At 57.9% G+C, this 19,552-nt stretch carries 20 protein-coding genes and 1 pseudogene; 18 read left to right on the plus strand and 3 right to left on the minus strand.

All coding sequences use genetic code 11. From position 1 onward, the window contains the following. Nucleotides 1–22 precede the first annotated feature (22 nt). The 3 genes from ACZZZ4_RS14515 (at nucleotide 23) to rpoS (ending at nucleotide 2,853) form a co-directional block, all read left to right on the plus strand. Complete coding sequence (locus ACZZZ4_RS14515) at nucleotides 23–658, plus strand: protein-L-isoaspartate(D-aspartate) O-methyltransferase (protein ID WP_160768345.1); 636 nt, start codon at nucleotides 23–25, stop codon at nucleotides 656–658. A 211-nt stretch (nucleotides 659–869) separates the two neighbouring features. Further along, nucleotides 870–1,739 (plus strand): peptidoglycan DD-metalloendopeptidase family protein, encoded by an 870-nt coding sequence (locus tag ACZZZ4_RS14520; protein ID WP_039762497.1) that lies wholly within the window; start codon nucleotides 870–872, stop codon nucleotides 1,737–1,739. Nucleotides 1,740–1,845: 106 nt separating this feature from the next. Continuing rightward, nucleotides 1,846–2,853, plus strand: a complete 1,008-nt coding sequence (rpoS, locus tag ACZZZ4_RS14525) for an RNA polymerase sigma factor RpoS (protein WP_016771451.1) — start codon at nucleotides 1,846–1,848, stop codon at nucleotides 2,851–2,853. A gap of 533 nt (nucleotides 2,854–3,386) precedes the next feature. Here the strand turns inward: rpoS and fdxA are convergent. The 3 genes from fdxA to ACZZZ4_RS14540 form a co-directional block, all read right to left on the minus strand. Then, nucleotides 3,387–3,710: a ferredoxin FdxA gene (gene fdxA / locus ACZZZ4_RS14530; RefSeq protein WP_310406754.1), complete on the minus strand. Its 324-nt coding sequence runs from the start codon at nucleotides 3,708–3,710 to the stop codon at nucleotides 3,387–3,389. 163 nt (nucleotides 3,711–3,873) lie between these two features. Beyond that, nucleotides 3,874–6,444: a DNA mismatch repair protein MutS gene (mutS, locus tag ACZZZ4_RS14535; RefSeq protein WP_310406895.1), complete on the minus strand. Its 2,571-nt coding sequence runs from the start codon at nucleotides 6,442–6,444 to the stop codon at nucleotides 3,874–3,876. A gap of 394 nt (nucleotides 6,445–6,838) precedes the next feature. Then, nucleotides 6,839–8,017, minus strand: coding sequence for an acyltransferase family protein (locus ACZZZ4_RS14540; protein ID WP_152641590.1), 1,179 nt, complete (start codon nucleotides 8,015–8,017; stop codon nucleotides 6,839–6,841). A gap of 107 nt (nucleotides 8,018–8,124) precedes the next feature. Between ACZZZ4_RS14540 and ACZZZ4_RS14545 the strand changes: the two genes are divergently transcribed. The 15 genes and pseudogenes from ACZZZ4_RS14545 (at nucleotide 8,125) to ACZZZ4_RS14615 (ending at nucleotide 19,505) form a co-directional block, all read left to right on the plus strand. Then, a complete protein-coding gene (locus tag ACZZZ4_RS14545) occupies nucleotides 8,125–8,868 on the plus strand; it encodes a LexA family transcriptional regulator (protein WP_463549279.1) in 744 nt (247 codons plus the stop codon). 517 nt (nucleotides 8,869–9,385) lie between these two features. Continuing rightward, complete coding sequence (locus tag ACZZZ4_RS14550; RefSeq protein WP_039762506.1) at nucleotides 9,386–9,802, plus strand: tail fiber assembly protein; 417 nt, start codon at nucleotides 9,386–9,388, stop codon at nucleotides 9,800–9,802. A 132-nt stretch (nucleotides 9,803–9,934) separates the two neighbouring features. Then, nucleotides 9,935–10,339 (plus strand): tail fiber assembly protein, encoded by a 405-nt coding sequence (locus ACZZZ4_RS14555; RefSeq protein ID WP_463548085.1) that lies wholly within the window; start codon nucleotides 9,935–9,937, stop codon nucleotides 10,337–10,339. Nucleotides 10,340–10,477: 138 nt separating this feature from the next. Then, nucleotides 10,478–10,816 (plus strand): phage holin family protein, encoded by a 339-nt coding sequence (locus ACZZZ4_RS14560; RefSeq protein WP_024011844.1) that lies wholly within the window; start codon nucleotides 10,478–10,480, stop codon nucleotides 10,814–10,816. 70 nt (nucleotides 10,817–10,886) lie between these two features. Beyond that, a complete protein-coding gene (locus ACZZZ4_RS14565) occupies nucleotides 10,887–11,408 on the plus strand; it encodes a hypothetical protein (RefSeq protein ID WP_129998784.1) in 522 nt (173 codons plus the stop codon). Between the two features lie 3 nt (nucleotides 11,409–11,411). Next, a complete protein-coding gene (locus ACZZZ4_RS14570; protein ID WP_039762513.1) occupies nucleotides 11,412–12,020 on the plus strand; it encodes a phage baseplate assembly protein V in 609 nt (202 codons plus the stop codon). Nucleotides 12,021–12,034: 14 nt separating this feature from the next. Continuing rightward, a complete protein-coding gene (locus tag ACZZZ4_RS14575; RefSeq protein WP_463548086.1) occupies nucleotides 12,035–12,367 on the plus strand; it encodes a phage baseplate protein in 333 nt (110 codons plus the stop codon). Next, entirely contained in the window at nucleotides 12,364–13,359 is a 996-nt protein-coding gene (locus ACZZZ4_RS14580) for a baseplate J/gp47 family protein (protein ID WP_463548087.1), read from the plus strand. The genes ACZZZ4_RS14575 and ACZZZ4_RS14580 overlap by 4 nt, the downstream gene beginning before the upstream one ends. After that, nucleotides 13,356–13,991 (plus strand): phage tail protein I, encoded by a 636-nt coding sequence (locus ACZZZ4_RS14585; RefSeq protein WP_463548088.1) that lies wholly within the window; start codon nucleotides 13,356–13,358, stop codon nucleotides 13,989–13,991. The genes ACZZZ4_RS14580 and ACZZZ4_RS14585 overlap by 4 nt, the downstream gene beginning before the upstream one ends. Next, nucleotides 13,992–16,375, plus strand: a pseudogene (locus tag ACZZZ4_RS14590) (phage tail-collar fiber domain-containing protein). Between the two features lies 1 nt (nucleotide 16,376). Next, on the plus strand, nucleotides 16,377–16,805 hold the full coding sequence (locus ACZZZ4_RS14595) for a phage tail assembly chaperone (protein WP_039762524.1): 429 nt from the start codon (nucleotides 16,377–16,379) through the stop codon (nucleotides 16,803–16,805). A gap of 99 nt (nucleotides 16,806–16,904) precedes the next feature. Continuing rightward, entirely contained in the window at nucleotides 16,905–17,090 is a 186-nt protein-coding gene (locus ACZZZ4_RS14600; RefSeq protein ID WP_129998788.1) for a hypothetical protein, read from the plus strand. Between the two features lie 2 nt (nucleotides 17,091–17,092). Next, nucleotides 17,093–18,259: a phage tail sheath protein gene (locus tag ACZZZ4_RS14605; RefSeq protein ID WP_463548089.1), complete on the plus strand. Its 1,167-nt coding sequence runs from the start codon at nucleotides 17,093–17,095 to the stop codon at nucleotides 18,257–18,259. Continuing rightward, nucleotides 18,259–18,765, plus strand: coding sequence for a phage major tail tube protein (locus tag ACZZZ4_RS14610; protein ID WP_039762530.1), 507 nt, complete (start codon nucleotides 18,259–18,261; stop codon nucleotides 18,763–18,765). The genes ACZZZ4_RS14605 and ACZZZ4_RS14610 overlap by 1 nt, the downstream gene beginning before the upstream one ends. Before the next feature lie 158 nt (nucleotides 18,766–18,923). Next, nucleotides 18,924–19,505, plus strand: coding sequence for a phage tail assembly protein (locus ACZZZ4_RS14615; RefSeq protein WP_463548090.1), 582 nt, complete (start codon nucleotides 18,924–18,926; stop codon nucleotides 19,503–19,505). Nucleotides 19,506–19,552 lie beyond the last annotated feature (47 nt).

Below are 19,552 nucleotides of genomic sequence, written 5' to 3' on the forward strand. Positions count from 1 at the left end.
CCGCCTGCGCAGCGGCATTGGCATGACCTCCCAGCGTACGCGCGAGCGACTGATCCAGCGGCTGTATGAAGAAGGCGTATCGAACGCCAAAGTGCTGGAAGTGATCCGCCGCACACCGCGTCACCTGTTTGTCGACGAGGCGCTGGCGCATCGCGCTTATGAAGATACCGCGCTGCCGATCGGCAACAACCAGACCATTTCCCAGCCTTATATGGTGGCGCGCATGAGCGAGCTGCTGCTGGAAGCGGGTCCGCTGGATAAAGTGCTGGAGATCGGCACGGGCTCCGGCTACCAGACGGCCGTGTTGTCGCAATTGGTTGAGCGGGTGTTTTCCGTCGAGCGCATCAAGGTGCTGCAGGATCGCGCCAAGGAGCGTCTGGTCGAGTTGAACCTGCGTAACGTGGTATTTCGCTGGGGCGATGGCTGGGAAGGCTGGCCGGCGCTGGCGCCCTACAACGGCATCATCGTCACCGCCGTGGCCACCGATGTGCCACAGGCCTTGCTTGATCAATTGGCTCCTGGTGGACGCATGGTGATTCCAGTCGGCTCCGGTGAAGTGCAGCAACTGATGCTGATCGTGCGCGAAGAACATGGCTTTTCCCGACACGTTTTGGGCGCTGTACGTTTCGTGCCTTTGCTCAACGGGCCACTGGCCTGAGCATTTGTAAACAGGCGCTGAATTCCTTTCAACGGCGCCGGTCTTACACCGGCAGCCAGGTTTTAAACGCAGCGTATTTGCCACTGGCAAACGTGTGCGCCCGGTGATTTCGCTTCATTAAAGGTAAAGCCGGTTCGGCCCGTTATACTTGCGATACCTCATGCCGCAGTGCGGCATTCAGAATTTTCAGCCACCACAAAGGGAGCGGCGGGTGAGTCTCACAGTCATTGCGCAGCGTATGGGTAACACGAGCTTTCAGCGCCTGGTGACTGGCCTTGTCTTGAGCACCTTGCTGGTCGGTTGCTCCAGCACCAAATCGAGCAACGTGCGGGTTGTCGATCGCAACAATGCGGTGGCACAACGTCCTACCGTAACCACCGGGCAGTATGTAGTCCGTCCTGGCGATACCTTGTTTTCGATCGCCTTTCGTTACGGCTGGGACTACAAAACCCTCGCCGCGCGGAACAACATTCCTACGCCGTATACGATCCATCCGGGTCAGACAATTCGCTTCGACGGGCGCAGCGGTTCAACGCCGACTGCGGTCGTGAGCAACGCCAGTTCTTCACCTTCTTCGTCGAGTAAAACCACGGTAATCCGGCGCCAGGCGAATGGCACCACAACCACTACAACCACCGGTTCTAAAGGGGTTGTACCGTCCGTCGCGAGCAAACCTGCGCCCGCGCCACTGCCTCCGGCAGGCCCGGCCCCGACCGGCTGGGGATGGCCATCTAATGGCGTTCTGATTGGAAAATTCTCTTCAAACGGTAGTTTGAATAAAGGAATTGATATCGCCGGAGATTTGGGACAGCCTGTTTTAGCTGCGTCTGATGGGACGGTCGTATACGCCGGGAGTGGCTTAAGGGGCTACGGCGAATTGGTCATCATCAAACACAGCGAAACCTACGTCAGTGCTTACGGACATAACCGCAGGCTGTTGGTTCGGGAGGGGCAGCAGGTCAAGGTCGGACAGACAATTGCCGAAATGGGGTCAACGGGTACAGACCGGGTGAAACTGCATTTTGAGATTCGCCGCCAAGGTAAACCTGTGGATCCGCTGCAGTTCCTGCCAAGACGTTGATTTGAAGGCCAGCCTGTTCCGTCGCGTAGAGGGGACAGGCTCCAGCGTTGCCAAGGATAAAGGCGTCGCTTGAGCTTGGGGTCGAACTCACCAAAGGACTATAACAATGGCTCTCAGTAAAGAAGTGCCGGAGTTTGACATCGACGATGAGGTTCTCCTTATGGAGACCGGCATCGATTCGGATTCGATGTTGAATGATGAAGGGGCTGCTCCACCTTCCGTTCGTTCCAAATCCAGACACTCCGCCACACTCAAACAACATAAATACATCGACTACACTCGGGCACTTGATGCCACGCAGCTGTATCTCAACGAAATCGGCTTTTCCCCTCTGCTGTCCCCGGAAGAAGAAGTTCATTTTGCGCGCTTGTCGCAAAGTGGCGATCCGGCCGGGCGCAAGCGCATGATCGAAAGTAACCTGCGGCTGGTGGTCAAGATCGCCCGGCGTTACGTCAATCGGGGGCTGTCGCTGCTGGATCTGATCGAAGAGGGCAATCTCGGCCTGATCCGCGCGGTGGAAAAGTTCGATCCCGAGCGCGGCTTCCGCTTCTCAACCTATGCCACCTGGTGGATCCGTCAGACCATCGAACGCGCGATCATGAATCAGACCCGGACCATCCGGCTGCCGATTCATGTGGTCAAGGAGCTCAACGTGTACCTGCGGGCCGCACGCGAGCTGACGCAAAAACTCGATCACGAACCTTCACCCGAAGAAATCGCCAACCTGCTGGAAAAACCGGTGGGCGAGGTCAAGCGCATGCTCGGCCTGAACGAACGGGTTTCTTCGGTCGACGTCTCGCTGGGTCCGGATTCGGATAAAACCCTGCTGGACACCCTCACTGATGATCGTCCAACGGATCCGTGCGAACTGCTGCAGGATGACGACCTGTCGCAGAGCATCGATCAATGGCTGTCGGAACTGACCGACAAGCAGCGCGAGGTGGTGATCCGCCGCTTTGGCCTGCGCGGCCACGAAAGCAGCACGCTTGAGGACGTAGGCCTGGAGATCGGTCTGACCCGCGAGCGGGTACGGCAGATCCAGGTGGAGGGCCTAAAGCGCCTTCGCGAGATCCTGGAGAAGAATGGCCTGTCGAGCGAGTCGCTGTTTCAGTAAGCGCCTGATCGACCGCCCGCAAAAAGCCCCGGCTGATTTGATCAGTCGGGGCTTTTTGTTTATGCCTGTCTCGTGCATCGGGGCTGGCAGGCGAGGTGCCAGACGAGCGGTCAGCATTTTCTGAGTTTGTAGTCTCGCGCTGTAAGCCTTTGCTTACTGTGTCGTAAGTGTTCGCTATTTTTACACTTCGGCGGAAGGCGATTGCACTCGTTGCCAAACGGTAACATTCTGATTTTGCAGAAAATTTTTCAATTGTTATGCCTTTATGTCAGCGTAGTCATGCACCTGAGCCTGATTGCTCCGCTGCGGAAACTCTCTAATATCAGGGCTGTGTCGACGGACAGACACGCCCTTCACGGAAGAGGGGAACGGACATCGCAGGAGGCGATTCATCAGGACGATGAAAACGGAATACAGGGAATAGGGAAAAAATGTGGGCGGGTCATACCGCCCCTTTTTTCGCCTGCAGAAAAGTACAACCTGCAAAAAGCAAAAAGGCCCGCAAGGGGCCTTTTTAGTCGACGCGAGGCAGATCAGCGTTCGAGGTCAGCAATTTTACCGGTCTTGCCATCCCACTCTTCAGCGCCCGGCAACGGATCTTTCTTCTCTGTAATATTCGGCCAGACATCCGCCAGCTCGGCATTGAGCTCGATGAAGTTTTCCATGCCACTTGGGATCTCGTCTTCCGAGAAGATCGCCACAGCCGGGCATTCTGGTTCACACAGCGCGCAGTCGATGCACTCGTCCGGGTGAATCACCAGGAAGTTCGGGCCTTCGTAAAAGCAGTCCACCGGACAGACTTCTACGCAGTCGGTGTACTTGCACTTGATGCAGTTGTCGGTGACGACGAAGGTCATTTCTAATTTTCTCCTCAGGCGGCGGCAGCGTTGCCCCTTCACGGTTGGGGTCGCCAGGTTCGGGAGCGATACCTGCTGACCAGGCTATGAGCCAGCAGCATCCCGAACCGCGCGAGATTCTAACAGCTTGAAGCGATTTGCGTTATATCCGCTTCTTCAGTGCTTATATCCGGTTCTTCAGTGCATAGAGCATTTCCAGCGCACGGCGTGGCGTCATATCGTCCAGATCCACTTTCGCCAATTCGTCGAGTACCGGATGCGGCAGCGAGGCGAACATATCGCTTTGCTGCGGTATCGACGGTTTGCCCTTGGCCGCTGGTTTCGGCGCCTCGTGGGGCAGGGCAGTGTCTTCCAGGCGACTCAGATGCTCACGCGCGCGCAGGATCACTTCGCTCGGCACACCCGCCAGTTGCGCCACTGCCAGGCCGTAGCTCTGGCTGGCCGGCCCAGGCAGAACGTGGTGCAGAAACACGATGCGTTCGTTGTGCTCGGTAGCGTTCAGGTGCACGTTGGCTACCAGAGGTTCGGCTTCCGGCAGCACGGTCAGTTCAAAATAGTGCGTGGCGAACAAGGTGTAGGCGCGCAGGTGAGCCAAGCGCTCGGCCGCCGCCCACGCCAGCGACAGACCGTCAAAGGTGCTGGTGCCGCGCCCGACTTCGTCCATCAGCACCAGACTGCGCTCGGTAGCGTTATGCAGGATATTGGCGGTTTCGCTCATCTCGACCATGAAGGTCGAACGACCGCCGGCCAGATCATCGCTTGAACCGATACGGGTGAAGATGCGGTCGACCAGCGACAACTCACAACTGGCGGCCGGCACGAAGCTACCGATATGCGCCAGCAGCACGATCAAAGCGGTTTGCCGCATGTAGGTGGATTTACCGCCCATGTTTGGCCCGGTGATCACCAACATGCGCGTGTTATCGTCCAGGCTCAAATCGTTGGCCACGAACGGCGTGGTCAGCACTTGCTCGACCACCGGGTGACGCCCCTGAGTGATGCGCATGCACGGCTCGCTGACGAAACGCGGGCAGTTCAGGTCAAGATTCAGCGCGCGCTCGGCAAGGTTGCTCAGCACGTCCAGCTCGGCCAGTGCGCTGGCAGTGTCCTGCAGCGGTGGCAGTTGGCTGATCAAGTCTTCGAGCAGCGCTTCATAAAGCATCTTTTCCCGAGCCAGCGCGCGACTCTTGGCCGACAGTGCTTTGTCTTCGAACTCTTTCAGCTCGGGCGTGATAAACCGCTCGGCGCCCTTCAGCGTCTGCCGGCGGATGTAGTCCGCTGGCGCCGATTCAGCCTGCTTGCTCGGCAATTCGATGAAATAGCCATGGATGCGGTTGTAGCCGACTTTCAGATTGGCCAGACCGGTACGTGCTTTTTCGCGGGCTTCGAGATCGATAAGGAACTGGCCGGCGTTTTCGCTCAGTGATTGCAGTTCGTCGAGTTCGCTGTCGTAACCGGTTTTCAAAACGCCGCCGTCACGGATCACCGCCGGCGGGTTATCGATAATGGCTTTTGCCAGCAGCGCCGCCAGTTCCGGGTAGGTGCTGGTGGTGGCCGCCAGATGCTGCAGGTGCGGCGCTTCCAGATCGGTCATCGCCACTTGCAGTTCTGGCAGTGCGCCGAGAGCGTCACGCAGACGCGCAAGGTCACGCGGTCGCGCATTGCGCAGACCGATCCGCGCCAGGATCCGTTCGATGTCGCCGATTTCCTTGAGCTGCGGTTGCAGCTTTTCGAAGCGATAACCGTCGAGCAGGCAACGGATTGAGGTCTGGCGGGCCAGCAGCACGGTGAGATCGCGCAGCGGCCGGTTCAGCCAACGAGTCAGCAATCGGCTGCCCATGGCGGTCTGGCAGCGATCGACCACCGATTGCAGGGTGTTGTCGCGGCCACCGGCCAGGTTGGTGTCCAACTCGAGATTGCGCCGGCTGGCGCCGTCGAGAACCACGGTGTCATCGAGGCGTTCGTGACGCAGGCTGCGCAAGTGAGGCAAGGCGGTGCGCTGGGTTTCCTTGGCGTAGGCCAACAGGCAACCGGCAGCGCCAATGGCCAGGGTCAGGTTTTCGCAGCCGAAGCCTTTCAGGTCTTGGGTGGAAAATTGCTGGCAGAGACTTTTCAACGCAGAGTCACGCTCGAAGTCCCACGGCGCACGACGACGCACGCCACGGCGTTTTTCCGCCGGCAGGTCTTTTGGCCAGTCATCCGGAATCAGCAGTTCAACTGGATTCACGCGCTCCAGCTCGGCCAGGAGGTTTTCCCAGCCTTTGATTTCGAGCACAGTGAAGTTGCCGCTGGTGATGTCCAGCACCGCCAGACCAAACAGACGCTCATCGCCCAGCACTGCAGCAATCAGGTTATCGCGACGCTCATCGAGGAGCGCTTCATCGCTGACCGTCCCCGGCGTGATGATCCGCACCACTTGGCGTTCAACCGGGCCTTTGCTGGTGGCCGGGTCGCCGACCTGCTCGCAAATCACCACCGACTCGCCGAGCTTGACCAGTTTCGCCAGGTAACCTTCCGCCGCATGGTAAGGAATCCCACACATCGGAATCGCCTGACCCGCCGACTGCCCGCGCGCGGTCAGGGTGATGTCTAGCAACTTGGCAGCTTTCTTCGCATCTTCGTAGAAGATCTCGTAGAAATCGCCCATGCGATAGAACATCAGCTGATCCGGGTGCTGATTCTTCAGGCGCCAGTATTGCTGCATCATCGGAGTGTGGGAGGACAGGTCAGAAATTGCTTTATTCATCAGTGACTTGGTTTTACCGAAAAAAATGACGAGGCCAAAACGGGGTGTATGGCATCAAAAAATGGCCGAGTGGCTTGCCAGTGATGCCGCCCATCGTGGTATCAGTGGAGCGAGTATGAAGTCTTTTGAGGTGCATGCAGCAACACGCCGCTGTCTCACGCGGCATTTCATCTAATGGTTGATCTCTAATCAAGAAATGAGCGGTTTGAGGCGGGCGAGAGGATCAATAGCTGCGCGATGCTCTAAGATCAAGTCTGAGCTGAGAGCTGCGGTGGGGGGCTGCAATGGAAGACAACCAGGCCCGACATGGGACGAACCTGGTTTTTATCGGCAGTGACTGGGTCTGGCCTTGGGGCTGGCAGGAACAATCGGTTTTCCGAACTCAAGCCGTTGCTTTGACGCTCGTGTTCAACTGCCGTGAACGGTGCCATTGCAAAACTTTGCGGCCCATTTTCAATCCGTAATCTTCGACGGTTTTGTTGACGCCATAGCAGAAGAGGAAGAGAACGGTCACGGTCGCCATTTTCAGGTAATTTTCCTGCATGCCCATGCTCTTCAAGGCCATTTCAATATATGTCCAGAACCAGTTATGGAACAGATATACCGAATAGGTCAATGTGGAAAGCAGCCGAATGAACGGGCCGTCAGTCAGATGACGGCGCAGTAGCCAGAAAAGCGAAAATGCCATCACGGCGAACAACCCGTAGTTCAGCTCTTTCCAGTCAGGTACGATCGTGACGGCTTTAAGAAAGAATGAATACATGATGATGGCAATAGTAAGAAGGCAGACGTTGTTGTTTGCTCGACGATGTTCAATCAAGTAGATACATACGCCAATGAAAAGAAAAGGCGCGTAAACGGTGAAATATCCATACGCCAATCCCGGTGCACTTGGGAAAGCCGGCAAGAAGTGCAACGCCAGAGTAATAAGAATGAACACGGCCGGCAGGTAGTTCTGGTGGCGCATCAAGCCGCAGGCCTTGAGTGCAACCATCAGCGCATAAAAAGTCACTTCTATTCTCAATGTCCACTCTACGCTACCAATGACTGGCCGAGTGCCGAAATAGTCACCCAGCAAGAGTAGCCGAGGAATCCAGTCGGAAATATCGGCAAAGGGCAGACCCAGAACATATCTGTTCAATACAGCTTCCAATACAACCGCGAACATGAACAGCGGGTATATACGGAATATCCGTTTGATGATGAACTCGGTACTGGTTTCCGACTGCAGCACATGGGAAATGATATAGCCGGAAGTCAAAAAGAATATGATGATTCCCGCAGCGCCTCCATAGCAAATCTGGTACGCGATATTGGCGAGCAGTCTGATAGAAGCATGTTGGGAGGTGTCTCCCATGGTAATAATGAGCGGCACGATAAATTTGTGGCCCACCAAAACACTGATAAATGCCAGAATCCTTGTGTAGTCTAGGAAAACGATCCGATCCATCTTGGTTTTATACATAACTGATCCAGTAAGCGCTGCGAGGGTCACGCCTGATGTCATGGCGAGGGAGCGCTCTGACGATGGCATTGAGCCGTTATATTTGCGGTCGCACACGATATCACGTGCCGCTAGGTCGCTCTACAAATCCTCGCCGAGAATGACGTGGGATATGCGGATAATATGCAAATCAGCATTTGTCTTTGAGTAAAACTTCAAGCACTATGCGCGTTATGCAAAAACGCAACGTTTCCTCTGTCTTAAGAGCACTGCTCGACCAGCACGGGATCTCCCCCACGGAGCTCCACCGTCGCACCGGCGTGCCTCAATCAACGCTCTCGCGGATTCTCAGCGGGAAAATTGTCGATCCTTCGGATAAACACATCTCGAAGATCGCCGATTACTTCAATGTCAGTACCGATCAGTTGCGCGGCCGTGCGGACGTCGTATTGACGGCGAGCGGCGCCCGCGCAGATGTGCACGCGGAACTCAAGGACATCATGCTGTGGGACGACGACACCCCCGTCGAGGATGACGAAGTGTCCGTGCCTTTTCTACGCGAGGTCGAATTGGCAGCTGGATCAGGAAGATTCGTCATCGAAGAGAGCGAACGCTCCAGCCTGCGCTTCGGCAAGCGCAGCCTGCGCCACAACGGCGTGCAGTTCGACCAGGCCAAATGCGTAACGGTGCGCGGCAACAGCATGTTACCGGTCCTGCGCGATGGTGCGACTGTCGGCGTCAACGCCGGCAAGTGCGGTATCGGCGACATCATCGATGGCGACCTGTATGCGATCAATCACAACGGCCAGTTGCGCGTGAAACAACTTTATCGCCTGCCCACCGGCATTCGCCTGCGCAGCTTCAATCGCGACGAGCATCCGGACGAGGACTACAGCTTCCAGGAAATCCAGGAAGAGCAGATCGTCATCCTCGGTCACGTCTTCTGGTGGGGCATGTACGCCCGCTAACTCTCGTTCATCCAACTGAAACCTGCCCCTCGGCAGGTTTTTTTCGCCTGCAGAAATCTCCCCACCCCTTGGCCCGCTTGGGTTTCATGCGCAAGCGCAAATTTAATGCATAAATAAATGCATTTACGCATTGACTGTATATGCATCCATGCATATTCTTGCCACCAAGCCGCTCGATAAAGCGGCTGGCAAGACAAGCTCTTTAGTTTCACAAGAACAGGCAGCGATGAACCGGCCTCAACGGTTCAGAGGGTTGGCAACTGACCCGGGTGTGCAGCGTAAAGCACCAGAAGCAGTTATCCGGCGGGCAGGGACCGCGGTCGGAAAAACAATCTGAATGGACTCGTACCGCGCCAGTAGCGCCGAAAAGTCAGCTCCCTTCTCGAATACAGGATTGGAAGGAAGGCGAAGGAGCGCATTACTGAAAAGCCCGGCGTGCAAGCGCCGGGCTTTTTGGAATGCCTACCGGGCAGAAACTGAAACGCCGGGATGCCGGCACTCAATAAGGATGATGAGCATGAAGAAATACGCACGTGTTGTCGCTGGCAAAGTAGACAACATTTTTGAAACCGCGAACCCGATCACCGATGAGTTTCCGGCGGATCAAGTCTGGGTGGATGTCAGCGCATTGCCCAAGATCGATTATTCCTGGAACGCGGTGAACACCGACGGCGTCTGGACATTTACTGATAGCGATATGTGGGGGCAACCGTCCATGTTGGCTATTCAAATGCGTAACGAAAGAATGACTCGTTTCGACAAAGTCAACTTCACCCTGGCATCGTCGGCACTGGTGCAAAAAGTCGAGCTGGGGCTGGCAACACCTGCTGAAGAGGCCGCACTGCTGGCCTACAAGCAGTTCTTCATCGCGATGAGCCAAGTCAACAAACAGCCGGGCTATCCACTGAGCGTCATTTGGCCTGAAGTGCCATAAGCGACATTTGACGCATCCGCAATATTGAAATGCGCAGTGCATTACCGAAAAGCCTGGCCTTGTTGCCGGGCTTTTAAATACCTGCCAGTTGCACGGCGATATTCCTGCCAAAGAGTAAATGAGGAAGACCCAATGAGTCTTTATGCATTGGTTGAATACAACCGAGTTGTCCAGTTGAAAGAAAGTGAAGTGATTCTTGAACCACCCGCTTCGCCAACCTCGGTTTGGGTTGATGTAACCGGCAGTACGGATATTCGGGTGGGTTGGAGCGCAACCTTCAATGGGGTCTGGACCTTCTCTGCACCGACCGAAGAAGAGCTGCGAAACGAAGCCGAACAGCAGAAGTGGCAATTGCTGAATGGGGCCGCCAACTGGTTACTGATGAACTCGCTGCAGTTCAAAGTCGACGTCGGCGTCGCCACCAGCGACGACCAGGCTCGGCTGTTGGCCCACAAGCAATACTGCATCGCCCTCAGCGACATCAATCAGCAATCGGGTTATCCGGCGAACATCGCGTGGCCAGTCGCACCTTACTGATTCCAACTCGAGTAATCGATCGGCGGGACCGCATTGCTGAAAAGCCTGGCGCAAGGCCGGGCTTTTGGAATGCCTGCCTGAAGAGACATTATTTGAACTCGATTCCCATCTATCACCCACTGCCCACGGAGGCGTGACATGACAAACGAGCAACAAGCGTTGGCGGACATGCCGATCTGGCTGGTCATCCTCCTCGCCGTCGTCGGAGGGGTGTCCGGCGAAATGTGGCGTGCCGACAAGGAGGGTGCCCGCGGCTGGTCACTGGTACGGCGGCTGGCCCTGCGCTCCGGTGCCTGCATGATCTGCGGCGTGTCGGCAATCATGCTGCTGTATGCCGCCGGCATGTCGATCTGGGCCGCTGGTGCGTTTGGCTGCCTGACCGCCATGGCCGGCGCCGACGTCGCCATCGGCCTTTACGAACGCTGGGCGGCCAAGCGCATCGGCGTCTGCGAAGTACCGCCGCGCGACCAGCCTTAACCCTGAATATTTTCCGTGCCGCCATGTTGGCGGCAGGGCTGCGCGTGGACGAATGAAAAGGAGGTCATGTATGCCCACACCGATCCAGCAGCCGTCGCAACTGTTTACAGCCATCGCGACGACACTGCGCAACACCGCCGGTCTCAACCTCAATGTCGGCGGTCCCGATGACTTCACAGCGGCGGGCGATCAGGCCTGGATACTGATCGACTTTGACCGAAACGCGTCCGGCGTGCGCGCCGCAGATGGGCGTATCGCTCATGTCATGACGTTGTCACTGCAAGTCGTGCCGGCGCTTTCTGCGACCGCATTTACGGCATGCGACCTGATCGCTGTGCTGAAAAACCTGATCACCGACAACCGCTGGGGATTGCCCGGCGATCAATGCGATCTGCCCACGAATATCGATGGATTGCCCTCCTTGCTCATTCGCGGCGATCAGCCATACAAAGCTTGGACCCTGACCTTCGAGCAGACCCTCTACCTCGGTCCGACCCTGCTCGATGATCCGCTGGGCGTGCCCAAATTTGCCCGCACCTGGGAGGTCAGCAATATCGACGATCCCGAGCAATACACCGCGCTGGAGGGTTGACCGATGTTCGACGCATTACTGCGTATGCAGCTCGGCCCGATCATTGAGCGTCTGGCGGAAATGGAAGCGGAAATCGAAGACCTGCATCGCCGTGCCGAGAGTTTCTGTCGTATTGGTATCTGTCAATCGGTCGATGCGGCTAGCAACACTTGCCAGGTCAGCCATGGCGGATTGCTCACGCCGGCGATCAAGTTTTTCAACCCCAGCGCCGGTGCGCAAAGCGAATCGCGAATCCCGACGGTGGGCGAGCAGTGCCTGCTGTTCAACTATGGCAGCGGTGAAAGCGGTGCGCAGAGCGTGGCGTTGTTCGGTTTGAACAGTGACCGTTTCCCAGCGGCCTCGACCGTACCGACGCTGACCCGTCGGGTGCATGTCGACGGCAGCGAAAGCGGTTACGACGATGCCACTCACACCTTGCACTGGCAAAACGGCCCGGCCGCGTTCAACGGTTCTCGCGAGTCGCTCCAGTTCAGCATCGGCCCGGCGCGACTGGCCATGACTCCGCAGTTGATCACCCTGCAACTGGGCGCCGTCGGCCTGAGCATCGACGCCTCGGGCGTGCATTTCAGCGGCCCCTTGGTCGATCACCAGGGCCGCGTCATCAGCCCCTGATTCAAGAGCCTCCCATGATCGGAATCGATAGAGAAAGCGGGGCCACGGTCGACGACTGGCTGCAATTCGTGCAGCGCGCGACCCGAGCCCTGACCACGCCGCTGGGCACCCGGCAAAAACGCCCTTTGTATGGATCGCTGATCCCCACGCTGCTCGGGCAGAACCTCGGTGACGACGTTCTGCTTCTGGCGCAGAGCCACGCCGCGCAAGCGTTCTACAACTCGCAAAACGGTATCGATGATTTTCAGCCGCAAGTGATTGTTGCCAGTCGCCACGGCGACGGCCTGCTGCTGCGATTTGCCGGCACCTGGAAAAACCGCCAACAAACTTTCGAGGTGGCGACATGAGCATGCTTATCCCGGGCCAGAATCAGCTGGCCGAACCCGCGCTGATCACAGTCGAAGCGTTTGAAGATCTGCTCGCCGAGTTCAAGACTTTCGTCATCGAATACGTGGGTGCTCGTTCGCCGCCCAGCGCCGAAAAACTCAAGACCAGTCTGGAAAACGAAAGCGAATTGCTCACCCTCGCGCTGGAAGCGTTCTGCGTGCGCCTGCAAACCCATGAGCGCAAATACAATGCGCGCATCAAGCAGATGCTGGCGTGGTGGGCGACTGGCAGCAATCTGGATGCGCGGCTGGCGGACATGGGCTTGGAGCGGCAATTGATCGATCCCGGCGACCCGGCGGCCTTCCCGCCGGTACCGGCGATTTATGAAAGTGATGACGACGCTCGGCTGCGTTATTACCTGGCACCTCATGCACCGGCGGCTGGTTCGCGGATGCAGTATCGCCGTGAAGTATTCACCCTCGGCGAGCGGCCCACGGTGCAGGTCGAGTCCACTGATTCCGGCGTGGTAAACGTCACCTACACCTTCGATCCCGACGGCCTCGCCGCGCAGGTCAAGGATGGCAATGGGCGGCGCACTGCGCCGGGCGAGGTGCAGGTCACCGTGCTTTCGCGAGAAGGCGATGGCACACCTTCCGAAGCATTGCTCGACGGCGTCCGTCAGCATTTCGCCCGACCGGATGTGCGCCCGGAAACCGACCTTGTCACCGTCAAGGCTGCCGAGATCCAGCGGTACAAAATCCGCGTCATTGCCAAGATCAATTCCGGCCCCGATTCGGGCCTGACCAAGGTCGCGGCGCAAGCACACCTGCAGGCCTACGCCGACAGCTGTCATCGCCTGGAAGGTCGGGTCGATCCGAGCTGGATCGACTACACGCTGCACAGCGCCGGCGCCGTGCAACTGCAGATTCTCGAACCGCTGGCGCCGATCGTGACGACCGCGTTTCAGGCGCCGTATTGCACCGCGGTCGAAATCGAGGTGCTGACGCTATGAGTGAAAAAACTCAGCGGCCAACCTTGCTTCCGGCTAACAGCTCGGCACTGGAACGCGGACTGGATCTGGGCTTCGGTGCCTTGCTCGATCGCATCGCACCGCCGTTCCCCAAACTGATGAACCCCAGCGAAACGCCGGTGGCCTTCCTGCCTTATCTGGCTGCCGATCGTGGCGTCGCCGAATGGAGTACCGATGCGCCGGAAGCGGAAAAGCGCCTGACCGTCGAACTGGCCTGGCCCACTGCACGCCAGGCCGGCACTCGAAAAGCGCTGGAAAACGCCGCCAAGGGGTTGCAACTGCGCCCGGAAATCCGTGCTTGGTACGAACAGACACCGCCCGGCGTGCCGTACAGCTTTTCCGTACGAGCCTTCAGCGACCAACCCTACAGCGAAGAAATCGATGCACGTCTCGACCGCCGTCTGGCCGATGCCAAAAGCGAACGGGACATTCTCTCGGTGTCGGTGGGCTTGAGCGCGTTTGGCAATCACGTCATCGGCGCCGCGACGTTCTGCGGCGAGCTGACTACGGTTTATCCGGTGTTCACCGAAGGCCTTGAAACCTCTGGCGAGGCGTTCATGGCCGCGGCTTTGTACACCGTCGAAACATCCACTATTTATCCTCAGGGGGCCTGAATGGCTGACTATTACACCCTGCTCACCAACGCAGGGATTGCCTACGAAACGGCGTGCAAGGCCGCAGGTACGCCGATCAAGCTGACGCAGATTTCCGTCGGCGACGGCAACGGCGCGGTCTACAACCCGGCCGCCACCGCGACCGCACTGAAACGCGAAGTCTGGCGCGGGCCACTCAATGCACTGTTCCAGGATGAGAAAAACCCGAGCTGGCTGCTCGCCGAAGTGACCATTCCGCCGGATGTTGGCGGCTGGTATGTGCGGGAAGCGGGGCTGTGGACTGACACCGGGATTCTTTACGCCATCGTCAAATATCCGGAGTCGTTCAAACCGGTGCTGGCGACGTCGGGCTCGGGTAAAGAGTTTTACATTCGCTCGATTTTCGAGACCAGTAATGCGTCGCTGGTGACCTTGTTGATCGATGACACGGTGGTCAAGGCGACCCGTGCCTGGGTCATGAGTTATCTCGCCGAAGAACTCGGCAAACTGGATGGCAAACAGTCGGTACGCGTCGCTGCCACCGGCAATGTCGTGTTGAGCGGAGCCCAGCAGGTTGATGGTGTTGCCGTGGTGGCCGGCGATCGCGTGCTGTTGCCGAGCCAGACCCTGGCCAAGGACAATGGCCTGTGGATTGTTGCCAATGGCGACTGGGTGCGGGCCACTGATGCCAACACCAGCGCCAAGGTCACCCCGGGCCTGACGGTTATGGTGGAGGAGGGCGTAGCGAATGGAGATTCGCTGTGGCACCTGACCACCAACGCACCGATCACCCTTGGCACGACCGCGCTGCAATTCAAGATGCTCGCCGGGCGAACCGGGATTGCTGCGGGGACTTACAAGAGTTTGACGGTTGATGAATATGGTCGCGCGACTGCGGGTGCAAACCCGGAGACGCTGGCCGGATTTGGGATCAAGGATTCGTACACCAAAGCTGAAGTTGAAGCGCTGATCGCCAAGGCTTCGGCGTTGCCAGTGGGATCGATTGTGGCGTTTCCGGTTGATGCGCCGCCGCCGGGTTTTCTGGAGCTGGATAACAGCGTCAAGAGCAGCGCGACTTACGCGGACTTGAGCGCCTATTTGGGTGGCAAGTTCAATAAGGGTGATGAGGGGGTTGGCAACTTTCGGTTGCCTGAGGCGCGCGGGGAGTTTTTGCGCGGTTGGGATCATGGGCGGGGGTGGATGCCGGGCGTGGCCTTGGCAGCTGGCAGGCCGACGACAACAAATCGCACGCTCATACGGTCACCCGCATGCAGGCGTTCGCTAATGCGTCCGGCAGCAATCCCAGTGCCGTAGTGGTAGACAACGGCAATACGGCCGTAATGACCAATTTCGCGGCAGGCTTCAATAGTTCTGGTGGCGCAGAGGCACGCCCCCGCAACATCGCCGTCATGTGGTGCATCAAAGCCTGGAACGCCCCGGTCAATCAGGGAACTATCGATGTCGCTGCATTGGCAAAGGAGGTCGAACGGTTGAAGTCAGCCGTTCCGGTGGGAGCTGTTCTTGCTTTTCCGGTAGGGATCGTTGCTCCTGGATATCTGGAGCTCGACGGCAGTGTCCAGAGCATTGCGACTTACCCTGACCTGGCCGCTTATCTTGGTACAAAATTCAACAAAGGCGACGAAGGCGCAGGCAATTTCCGGCTGCCGGATTCGCGTGGTGAATTCTTGCGTGGTTGGGATCATGGCCGCGGGGCGGATCCGGCACGCGCAATTGGCAGTTATCAGCTCGGCACTTTAACGGCGTTCGACAGTAATACCCCCGGAGGCGCCTCGGTCGACACCCTACGTTGTAGTCCTGCCCAGGCTCAAGCCGATGTTTACCGCTCGACTGATTATCCCGGCGTCGGAATAACCTATACCGCATCTGACCTTAGTGTGGGCGAATACCCTGTCGAGGGCGGTGTTACACGGCCACGCAACCTCGCCGTCATGTGGTGCATCAAAGCCTGGAACGCGCCAGTCAATCAGGGAAATATTGATATCGCCGCGTTTTCGGCCTTGGCACAACGAGCCTCTGAAACTAACCAGGGGACAGCCAAAGTCGCCACCCAGAGCCAAGTAAATTCGAGTTCGGATGACAGTGTCATTGTTACACCGAAGAAACTTCGTTTTGGCTTCGAGGCCAGTCTCGCTCCTAATGGATACATCGTGTTTCCATCATGGCTGGGAGGTTTGATGTTGCAATGGGGGCAGGCCTCCATGCAGGGAACAACGCAAACCTTTAGTTACCCCACTGCGTTTCGTTCTCAGGTATACCAGATGGTGGCGACAGATGCGGGAAGCGGTGCCCATTCGCTGGGAGCAACAGCGATAACCCTGGCGTCCTTCACAGCCTACGGAAATGTGGCAACGACGAACTTTCGTTATATCGCAATAGGTGCATGACATGCGTTATTACAGTAAGGCAACCGGCAGTACTTATTTGGACACCCTGCACAGCAATATGCCTGACGACGTAGTTCCGATTACGGAAGATCGTTACCTGGAAGTTTTTGCTAACCGGCCCTTGGGCAAAGTTTGCGGACATGATGATGAAGGGCTGCCAATCCTGATCGATCTTCCCGCCTTGACGCCGATCGAGAGAGCCGAGCAGGAACGCGTTTGGCGAGACGAGCAGATCAGCGCGATCATGTGGCTGCGTGAACGTCACCGCGACCAACTCGACCTGAATCAGTCGCCCACCCTGACGGCTGACCAATTCAATGAGTTGCTGAACTACATTCGGCAGTTGCGAGACTGGCCACAATCGTCGGAGTTTCCGTCGACGCTAGGACGCCCGGTCAAACCCGAATGGATCGCCAAGCAGCCCGAATAACCGCTCCGAATCCCGGGGCGTTTTCTTGTCCTTCAAAACACCCAACACCCGCCAAGCCCCTCTCTCCGAGGGGCTTTCCCGTTTATGGAGAAACGAAAAATGGCAACCCGCCAAACCTACACCGTGCTCGTCCCATTCCCCACCGGCGGTGGGCACTGGTCGAGCGTTGGTCAAGAACTCGATCTGCTCGATGTCGAGGCCAGTGCCTTGCACTTTGCCGGTCGACTTGAACCGAAAACCCCTATCCCCCAGGCCAAAAAGGCCGCTGCCAAGAAGGCTGACTGAACATGGCTGAGGTTCTGAACTTCGAGCACAACGGCATTACCGTCAATGCCAGCGAATCCCCCGAGGCCATGGGTGGCCTGGGTGACAACGTCATCGGTCTGGTCGGCACCGCGCCGAAAGCCGATCCACTGATTCCGCGTAACGCGCCGTTCCGCATCAACAGCTTTACCACTCACGCGCTGCTCGACCCGACCGGGTCGGAAGAGGGCACGCTGTATCACGCGGTTTACCAGATCCTCAAAGTGGTCAAGGTGCCGGTGTACGTAGTCATCGTCGAGGCAGGCGCGACGCCGGCCGACACGGTCAACAATGTGATTGGCGGTGTCGAGCCGGCCACTGGCCGCAAGCTGGGTCTGGCGGCGCTGGGCAGTGTCCCGGAAGACCTGACCATCATCGGTGCGCCGGGCTTTACCGGCAGCAAAGCGGTGGCCGGTGAGTTCGCCGCGTTCGGCAAGCGCATCAAGGCCCGTGTGGTGCTGGACGGCAAGGATGTCTCGGTGGCCGATCAGGTGCTGTACAGCCAGGAACTCGGCGGCGCCGAGCTCGGTTTCGACCGTTGCCTGGTGGTGCACAACATGCCCGCCGTGTATTCGAAAGCGGCGAAGAAAAACGTCTTCCTGTCGCCGTCCAGTCTGGCGATTGCCGCGCTGGCCAAGGTCAAGCAGTGGGAGAGCCCGGGCAACCAGGTGACCTACGCCGAAGACGTCTCGCGCGTCGTCGAATACAACATTCTCGACACTTCCACCGAAGGCGATCTGCTCAACCGTTACGGCGTCAGCTACTACGCCCGCACCGTGCTTGGCGGCTTCTCGCTGCTGGGTAACCGCTCGGTCACCGGCAAGTTCATCAGCTACGTCGGCCTCGAAGACGCGATCAGCCGCAAGCTGGTCAAGGCCGGCCAGAAAGCCATGGCCAAGAACCTCACCAAATCCTTCATGGACCAGGAGGTCAAGCGCATCAACGACTGGCTGCAGACCCTGGTTGCCGACGAAACCATTCCCGGCGGCAGCGTCTATCTGCACCCGGAACTGAACAGCGTCGAGAAGTACAAGAACGGCACCTGGTACGTGGTCATCGACTACGGCCGCTACGCGCCGAACGAACACATGGTTTATCAACTCAACGCCCGCGATGAAATCATCGAGCAGTTCCTGGAGGACGTTCTCTAATGTTTACCAACCGCGTAAGACAGGCCATCGCGGCCACCCTGCAAGGCCTGCCGTTGTCGGCGACCGTTGAGGAATTCACCCCGCCGAAAATCGAATTCGACATGGAAGAGATGCGCGGCGGGCGCTTCATCGTCGAAGAAATGGCCAAGGGCGGCAAAGCGCTCGGCGCCAAGCTGACCCTGCAAGGCCTCGGCGCCGAAGTGCTGCTGGCGCTGGGCGTGAAGCTGGGCGACGACATCCTGCTGAACGTGCGCGAAGCCGGTCAGGATCAGGACGGCAACACCTGGTTCACCTACCACACCGTCGGCGGCCAGCTGAAATCCCTTGAGGAAACCGCAGTGAAAATGGGCGAGAAACCCAAGACCAACCTGGAACTGTCCTGCCGCACTTACAACCGCCTGGAAAACGGCGTGCCGGTGATCGACATCGACGTGCGCACGCAGAAATTCGTGCTCAACGGCGTCGACATCCTCGGTGATGCCCGGCGTGCGGTGTTGATGCCGTAAACCAGCAGCACGCCACACACAAAACCTGTGGGAGCGGGCTTGCCCGCGATAGCTGTGGGTCAATCAACTCAATGTTGGAAGTGCCGACCTCATCGCGGGCAAGCCCGCTCCCACAAGGGATTTCAATAATTCCCAAAGAATCACCAAGGAATTCATACATGCCGTGGATGCCACCCCAACACGAACTGCTGTCGCCGATCACCGGCGATGACGGTTCGCAGATTGAAACGATCCAGCTCAAACCGCTGTTCTACGCCGCCCAGAAAGAAGCGCTGGAACGCGCTGGCGATGACGAAGACGATCAGTTTTTCGAGCTGGCGTTGCTCGCCACCGGCCTGTCGGTCAAGGAACTCGACCAGCTCAAACGCCCGGATTACGTGAGCATCGCTCAGTACGTCCATGAGATGTCCACCCGGCCGAGTTCGTACTTTCTCGAACAGGTCGAAGACGGGAAAACGTCTGTCGATTCAGATGAGATTCAACTGTTGCAACCGCTCGCCGTGACCGGCCGCACCGTGACGTCTCTGAGTCTGGAAATGCCCGTGCTGCGCGCCACCAAAGTGATGAAGAAACTGAAAACGGCGAAGGAACGCGCCGAATTCATCACCGCCCATTGCACCGGCCTGATGATCCCCGATCTGGCCCAGCTGACCGTCCCGGACTGGACGCAATTGCAGGTGCGCATAGACGATTTTTTAAACCAGCCGGCGGCCTACTTTCGGAACGCGACATCGAAGTAATCCTCGATATCGTCCCGCTCATTTACTCGGTAAGTGAGGCGGAGATT

Source organism: Pseudomonas sp. AC252 (assembly GCF_979258105.1).